This window comes from Nostoc foliaceum FACHB-393 (genome assembly GCF_014698505.1).
Classification (GTDB): Bacteria; Cyanobacteriota; Cyanobacteriia; order Cyanobacteriales; family Nostocaceae; genus Nostoc; species Nostoc foliaceum_A.
The window spans coordinates 1-6229 of sequence record NZ_JACJTD010000138.1; the positions used below are offsets into that span (position 1 = coordinate 1).

The 6229-nt window shown below is 40.1% G+C and carries 8 protein-coding genes and 1 pseudogene; 6 read left to right on the forward strand and 3 right to left on the reverse strand.

Going from position 1 to position 6229, the window contains the following annotated elements:
- Window positions 1-123: 123 nt before the first annotated feature.
- Window positions 124-432: pseudogene (locus tag H6G92_RS37820) on the forward strand (ATP-binding protein); the annotation flags it as partial.
- Window positions 433-536: 104 nt separating this feature from the next.
- On the opposite strand, the gene H6G92_RS37825 reads toward H6G92_RS37820, so the two are convergent.
- A complete protein-coding gene (locus H6G92_RS37825; protein WP_190901880.1) occupies window positions 537-968 on the reverse strand; it encodes a ketosteroid isomerase family protein in 432 nt (143 codons plus the stop codon).
- A 371-nt stretch (window positions 969-1339) separates the two neighbouring features.
- Between H6G92_RS37825 and queG the strand changes: the two genes are divergently transcribed.
- Together queG and H6G92_RS37835 are read left to right on the forward strand one after the other, a co-directional pair.
- Window positions 1340-2314: a tRNA epoxyqueuosine(34) reductase QueG gene (gene queG, locus H6G92_RS37830; protein WP_190901882.1), complete on the forward strand. Its 975-nt coding sequence runs from the start codon at window positions 1340-1342 to the stop codon at window positions 2312-2314.
- The gene (locus H6G92_RS37835) at window positions 2289-2924 is read left to right on the forward strand and encodes an HAD-IA family hydrolase (RefSeq protein WP_190901883.1); all 636 of its coding nucleotides are present in this window, start codon (window positions 2289-2291) and stop codon (window positions 2922-2924) included. The genes queG and H6G92_RS37835 overlap by 26 nt, the downstream gene beginning before the upstream one ends.
- Before the next feature lie 157 nt (window positions 2925-3081).
- Here H6G92_RS37835 and H6G92_RS37840 read toward each other — a convergent pair whose 3' ends face one another.
- A complete protein-coding gene (locus H6G92_RS37840; RefSeq protein ID WP_190901884.1) occupies window positions 3082-3456 on the reverse strand; it encodes a hypothetical protein in 375 nt (124 codons plus the stop codon).
- A 221-nt stretch (window positions 3457-3677) separates the two neighbouring features.
- On the opposite strand from H6G92_RS37840, the gene H6G92_RS37845 reads away from it, so the two are divergent.
- Window positions 3678-4208, forward strand: a complete 531-nt coding sequence (locus H6G92_RS37845) for an orange carotenoid protein N-terminal domain-containing protein (RefSeq protein ID WP_190901885.1) — start codon at window positions 3678-3680, stop codon at window positions 4206-4208.
- An 88-nt stretch (window positions 4209-4296) separates the two neighbouring features.
- On the opposite strand, the gene H6G92_RS37850 is transcribed toward H6G92_RS37845, so the two are convergent.
- Window positions 4297-5061: an ABC transporter ATP-binding protein gene (locus H6G92_RS37850; RefSeq protein WP_199345140.1), complete on the reverse strand. Its 765-nt coding sequence runs from the start codon at window positions 5059-5061 to the stop codon at window positions 4297-4299.
- Between the two features lie 16 nt (window positions 5062-5077).
- On the opposite strand from H6G92_RS37850, the gene H6G92_RS37855 reads away from it, so the two are divergent.
- Both H6G92_RS37855 and H6G92_RS37860 read left to right on the forward strand, forming a co-directional pair.
- A complete protein-coding gene (locus H6G92_RS37855) occupies window positions 5078-5227 on the forward strand; it encodes a hypothetical protein (RefSeq protein ID WP_190901886.1) in 150 nt (49 codons plus the stop codon).
- Between the two features lie 404 nt (window positions 5228-5631).
- On the forward strand, window positions 5632-6229 hold a 598-nt coding region (locus H6G92_RS37860; protein WP_190901887.1), incomplete at its 3' end, for a transposase.

Sequence of the window (6229 nt, forward strand, 5' to 3'; positions counted from 1 at the left end):
TCCATCTATTTCTCTATCTATGTTTAGCCACCAGCTAGAGTACGGCGAAATTACTCGTTATGGAAGTCTGCGCCTCCTTTTTTCTCTGCTTCAATTTCTTGTACTCAGACTTTTGTCAGTCAATCAGGTTTGAGACTGGCTTTAGTAGAAGCCTACTCAAATGCAGTCCGTCATGCCCACAAGGACAAACCAAATTTACCGATTTTACTGCGTTTGGAAGTGAAAGACCGGGATCTTGCTTTAGAGGTTTGGGACTACGGCGAAGGCTTTGATATGTCTACCTACTACGCTCCAAACCCGATGGAAAAACAAGAAGGTGGTTATGGTTGGCTAATTATGAATCGTCTCATGGATAAAGTAGACTACCAGTTGCAGGTTAATGGTGCCAACTGTCTCAAGTTAGAAGCTACGTTACCTGAATTAGTCCAATAGACAAAAGTTGCTATTTTTTAAATCATGTGATTTATACGAATTTTCGATGTCTATATTTTGTGTTAGGTATGATCAAACCTTACCTAAGCCTTTATACTTATTTACTAGTTTTCACGACGTAAAGAAAGTAACTCTTGGCGAGAAGCTAAAAGTTTGATTCTAGTGTAAAAAATTTGCCGTTGTTGGTTGAGGATAAATAGCCACAAGACATTCACACTACACCACGAAGTTTGTGCTTTGCCTGTTACCTGGACTTGGATCGTAGCGTTTTCTAAAGTCTCGGTTATTCCGGTGTTAGGATAAGCTTTAACGTTTTGTCCTTCTTGTTTTAAGTAGGCTGCGATCGCGTCTGTCCCCACAATATCAGATTCAAATGGTGGACGCATCACACCATCGGCAGCAAATAAGGCAGCCGTTGCCTCGAATTCTCCTGCATTTAAGGTTTCAAAATAACGTAGTACACTTGTTTCTGTAATTCCCTCAATCTGGAATTCTTCTTTCAACTGCGCTGGGGATATAAATTCAGCAGAGTTCATAAAATTACCTGTATTATCCTAGCTGAATATTAATTTCAATACAAAAATAGGTAAAAAGAAAGCCACTGTTGAGATAGATTGCTATATCTGTACAAATCTTCCTGACGATGGAAGTTTTGATTAACTCTTTACTTTCTGCAGAAATGAGGTACATTTCTAACCTCTTGCTAGAAACGAGATTTGAAAGGAGTTTCAGCTTAAGTTGACACTAATGGGCAATGCTCCTACTAATTACTTAGAATCTTTTCAAGAATTAGTTGCCAGAATATAAATAAAGTTTATATGTAAGATACGCAACAAACGTTAATCAAGTATTGACTACGTAATGTATAATAAAAATGCCTTTATTGAGGCAAAATCCAGATAAAAAAATGAATCAGTATTCCGTAACAAGCAGCAGTGTAGTAAAAGAAAAAGCCAGCGAGTTGGGCTTTCACAAAGTTGGAATTGCTGCTGTAGATAAGGTAGATGCCACAGAAGCGCAGAGGTTACAAGCATGGATTGAACTGGGTTATCACGCCGATATGGAATGGATGGCTAACCCAAAACGTCAGGATATTCACTTAGTGATGCCAGAAGCGCGATCGCTTGTGTGTGTGGCGCTAAATTACTACACACCACATCAACGTCCCGAAGGTGAGGAATACGCTAAAATTTCTCGTTATGGTTGGGGAAGGGATTATCACAAGGTGATGCATAAAAAACTCAAGCAGCTAGCCACATGGTTAGAATCACTTGATGAAGGTGTATTAGCTCGTTATTATGCAGACACTGGCCCGGTGCAAGATAAAGTCTTGGCTCAACTTGCCGGAATTGGCTGGATTGCCAAGAATGGTAATGTAATTACACGCGAATATGGCTCTTGGGTATTTTTGGGAGAAGTGTTAACCAATTTGGAATTAGAGAGCGATCGCCCGCACACAGAACACTGCGGTAGCTGCACTCGTTGTCTTCAGGCTTGTCCTACAGGTGCGATTACTCAGCCTTTTGTTGTGGATGCTAATCGCTGCATTGCTTATCACACCATTGAAAATCGGGAAGAGAAATTGCCAGAGACAGTAGCATCCAATTTGCAAGGCTGGGTTGCTGGTTGTGATATTTGTCAAGATGTTTGTCCTTGGAATCAACGTTTTGCCCAAACAACTGATATTGATGAGTTTCAGCCTTATCCTGGGAATATTGCTCCCCAACTGCTAGAATTAGCCCAAATCTCAGATCAGGAGTGGAATAAACGATTTCCAGCATCTGCCTTGCGGCGGATTAAGCCAGAAATGTTACGACGCAACGCCCTAGCTAATCTTGACGCATCCAGGCTAAATAATGACCCCGAAAGTAATTATTTTTGATTTTGATGGCACTATTGCTGATACAGTAGATGCCCTTGTAAGTATTGCCAATCGTCTAGCTGTAGACTTTGGTTATAGACAAATAAGCCCAGAGCAATTAGCCCTCCTTAAAAACTTAACATCTCGGGAAATTATTAAGTACTCAGGAGTTTCTCTATTTAAAATACCTTTTTTAGTTAAAAAAGTTAAAGGAGAATTAAAAAACAAAATCCCAGAATTAAAGCCAATTCCGGGAATTAAAGAAGCATTAATGGAACTCAAAAATGAAGGATATAAACTGGGAATTATCACTTCTAATTCTAAAGAAAATGTGACGCAATTCCTGACAATCAATGATTTAAATCACCTATTTGATTTTATCTACTCAGGAATTACGATTTTTGGTAAAACAACCATAATTAATAATGTATTAAGGCAAAATCAACTCCAACCTCAAGAAGTTATTTATGTCGGAGATGAAACTAGAGATATAGAAGCATCAAAGAAAGCAAATATCCAAGTGATTGCAGTAACTTGGGGCTTTAACTCACCAGAAGTACTAGCAAAGCAAAATCCAGATTATTTAATTCAGCGACCTAGCGAACTACTAAAAGTGATGAATGGTTGTTAATTAATAAATATTCAAAAGTCGATAGTGAAAATCTTAACTATGACAAATGGCCAAAACATCCAAGTGGGCAATGTCTATCATGGTCAAAAACTTCAATTTAATAATTTAATATTTGTGACATTGCCCACCATACAAAATAGCAAGATATCAGGAAAAGTTAATTTTTCCGTTCACCTTTTTCCAAAGCCTTTTGTACTAGATCATCGCTGACATTAGTTACACTCTCAGTCTTAGAATTCCCAACTTCTTTGGCTAACTCTACATAGTCATCAGGATTACCAGTTGACTGCGCTTCCGTTTTTGTCTCTTGTGGTTTAGAGGTTTTATATTTAGGTTCAGTAGCTGCTTTGGCTGCTGCTGCGCCTTCACCTGTACGATCAACTTCACTAACGCTGAATTGCTGTGCAGTTGCATAATCAGCATCAAAATCGACGTTTGGTGCTTTTTCTTCACCACTAGCTATGCTTTCGGCAGCTAATTGAGCATCATGGGTAGGAGCTTCATTAACATTGGGCTTTACTTCATCAGGCATAATTAAATCCTTAGGTTAAATTTTTTATTGCTTACTTGAAAGAGCATAGCAAAGTAATTATTTCTTTTTATGCTCCCTTGGGAGAGACTTTACCTCTATTAAAAGGTAGATTAAAGCTGCGATTTGCAATTAATATAACTCTTTCTCTCGATAGTAGAAGCTGATGCTCAAACTTTGGTAACCCTTAGTTTGGCCTGTAAAATTTCTTTGGAAATAAAATTATGACTGCAAGTTACGATAAAACTATTTCTCAAGCCCAGAGCAATGAAACTCAAAAATTGGTAGATGCGTTTAACAATTTAGATACTGATGCAAAATTAGCCTGGTTCTATTTAGTTTATAAAAAAATGGGTGATTCTATCACCCCAGCTGCTCCCGCTGCTGCCGAACCAGAGTTAGCACCACTTCTGCTAAAAGACTATTTTGAGTTATCAGATGAGCAACAACTAGATATCATGCGGGATATAGTTAACCGCAAAGATACAGAATATTCCCGTGCTTATGGGGCAATAAAAGAAAACAACCAGCTGTTAGTTTGGTATGCTTGGGCGGTAGCTATGGGGGATACGGTGGTTGACTTACCAGCTAGCTACGAGCCAACTAAGGCAATTAATGATTTGGTTTCTCAGATTGAAGGACTAGATTTTGATGAGCAAATTTCGGTGTTTCGGACAATAGCTGGTGAAGTAGGTTACACCGATGTTAAGCCGATCGCAACGCAAGCAGAGACTGGAAAAACATCAAGTTTGTAATCAGCCCTGGCGACTAGAAGTCGCGGTTACACAAACAAAGTCCGCATACTGCTTGGCATAACTCCCAAGGTAGGCGGACTTTTATAACTTACGAGACAGCCAACTGACTCAAGTCAGATGGTGTCAGATTGGAGTGTACTACTTGACCATCGCGGAACCAAACGATGCGCTGCGTTTGACGAGCAACTTCTGGTTCATGGGTTACCATGACAACTGTAATTCCACTAGCATTGAGTTCGCCAAAAATATCTAAGACTTCTTGGGTTGTGCGCGAATCAAGTGCACCTGTGGGTTCATCGGCTAAAAGTACCACGGGACGATTAACGATCGCACGAGCGATCGCTACTCGTTGTTGTTGTCCACCAGATAGTTGAGTTGGTTTGTTGTTGAGGCGATTTGCTAAACCTACTCGTGTTAATGCAACTGTTGCGCGATCGCTTCTTTCTTTTGGGTTCACACTAGCATACACCATCGGCAACATCACATTTTCTAGGGCTGTTAGTTGGGGTAATAAGTGGAATTGTTGGAACACAAACCCCAGCTTTTTATTACGGATGTGTGCCAATGAGCGATCGTCCATTTGGGCGACATCAAGGTTATCTAAGTAATAATGTCCGCTTGTGGGACGGTCTAGACAACCGATAATATTCATGGCTGTGGATTTACCAGAACCTGAGGGCCCCATGATTGCACAATATTCGCCCTGTTCCACAATTAAATTGACATCATTGAGTGCTCGTACTTCTGTTTCGCCACTACCATAAATCTTGAAAATGTTTTCTAGTCGAATGATTGCTGGTTTCGGTAAAGGATTAGGAACCAGGGAATCAGTAATTGTAATAGTGTTTGCCATAAAGAGATAGGTAATCTTGGACTGGGAAGACAGTAGCTTACCAGTTGTCACTATAGTAACTATCGTCACTCAGAATATACTAGTTTTTATCTACCTAATGGGAGCGATCGCTCTCCTAATGCTGCTTGGATATATCAAGAAAGATAGGATACATCAAGCATTTTGAGAAAGCATTTAGTCTAAATTTTCACATTTAAGTATTTTGCTTATAGCGGTTCTTGTTTACGTGAGGTACAGCCGTAGGGGCACGGCAGTGCTGTATTCCTAGTTTAATAGTATATTTTTATACTGTATGTGAGTGGGAACCGCTATATTGAATTCGACTTTATTTATTTTTTCGATGAAGTAACTAGTTATGATGATCGATTTGACGACAAGCCCGGAGTCTCTGCCTTTGGATTTTGCGTCTATGTCAACCAGAATGCTTCAACACTGCAAACCGAATATCCTAAGTAACTGGAGTTTAGACTAAATGGTCAAACTTAAAGGACAAAAATAGGGGGTCTGATTGAACACAGACCCCCTTTTGACAGAACCTGAGAGAAGTACCACCTACTCTCACCTGCCAATATGAAATTTGACAAACTTCAAGAATTTCGTCAAGCAGCTTACAACCATCTGGGCAAAGCCCACGATGCGACTTTTGAATTGACTGATGCCATCTTGACGACTCGTAATGCTTACAGTTTGGCAGATTTATCCCTATCTCCATTTTTTAGACGCAAGTGGTCAAGCATCTATGAAGCTCTACAAGACAGCAGACCAAAGCGACAAAAATTGATGCAGTTGTACATAAAACAAATGCCAACACAAGATCGTCCCTTGTTGGCAGGCGACCATACTGCTTGGCCTCGTCCCGATGCAGTAACTCTTCAAGAAAGAACAATTGAACACACGAGTGTAACAGTGCCTGGAAATAAACCGATTACCATTGGTGAGGGATACAGCACTATTGCTTGGGTGCCAGATGATTCTGGTAATTGGGCATTACCCTTGAGGCATGAACGAATTACTAGTTGGGAAAACCCCATAGACAAGGCCACCTGGCAGTTAAAACAAGTGTGCGAGCATTTACCTACCAGACCGATTTCAGTTTGGGATAGTGAGTATGGTTGTGCGCCTTTTGTATCAAAAACTGCTGACATTGCAGCAGATATTCTTGTACGTT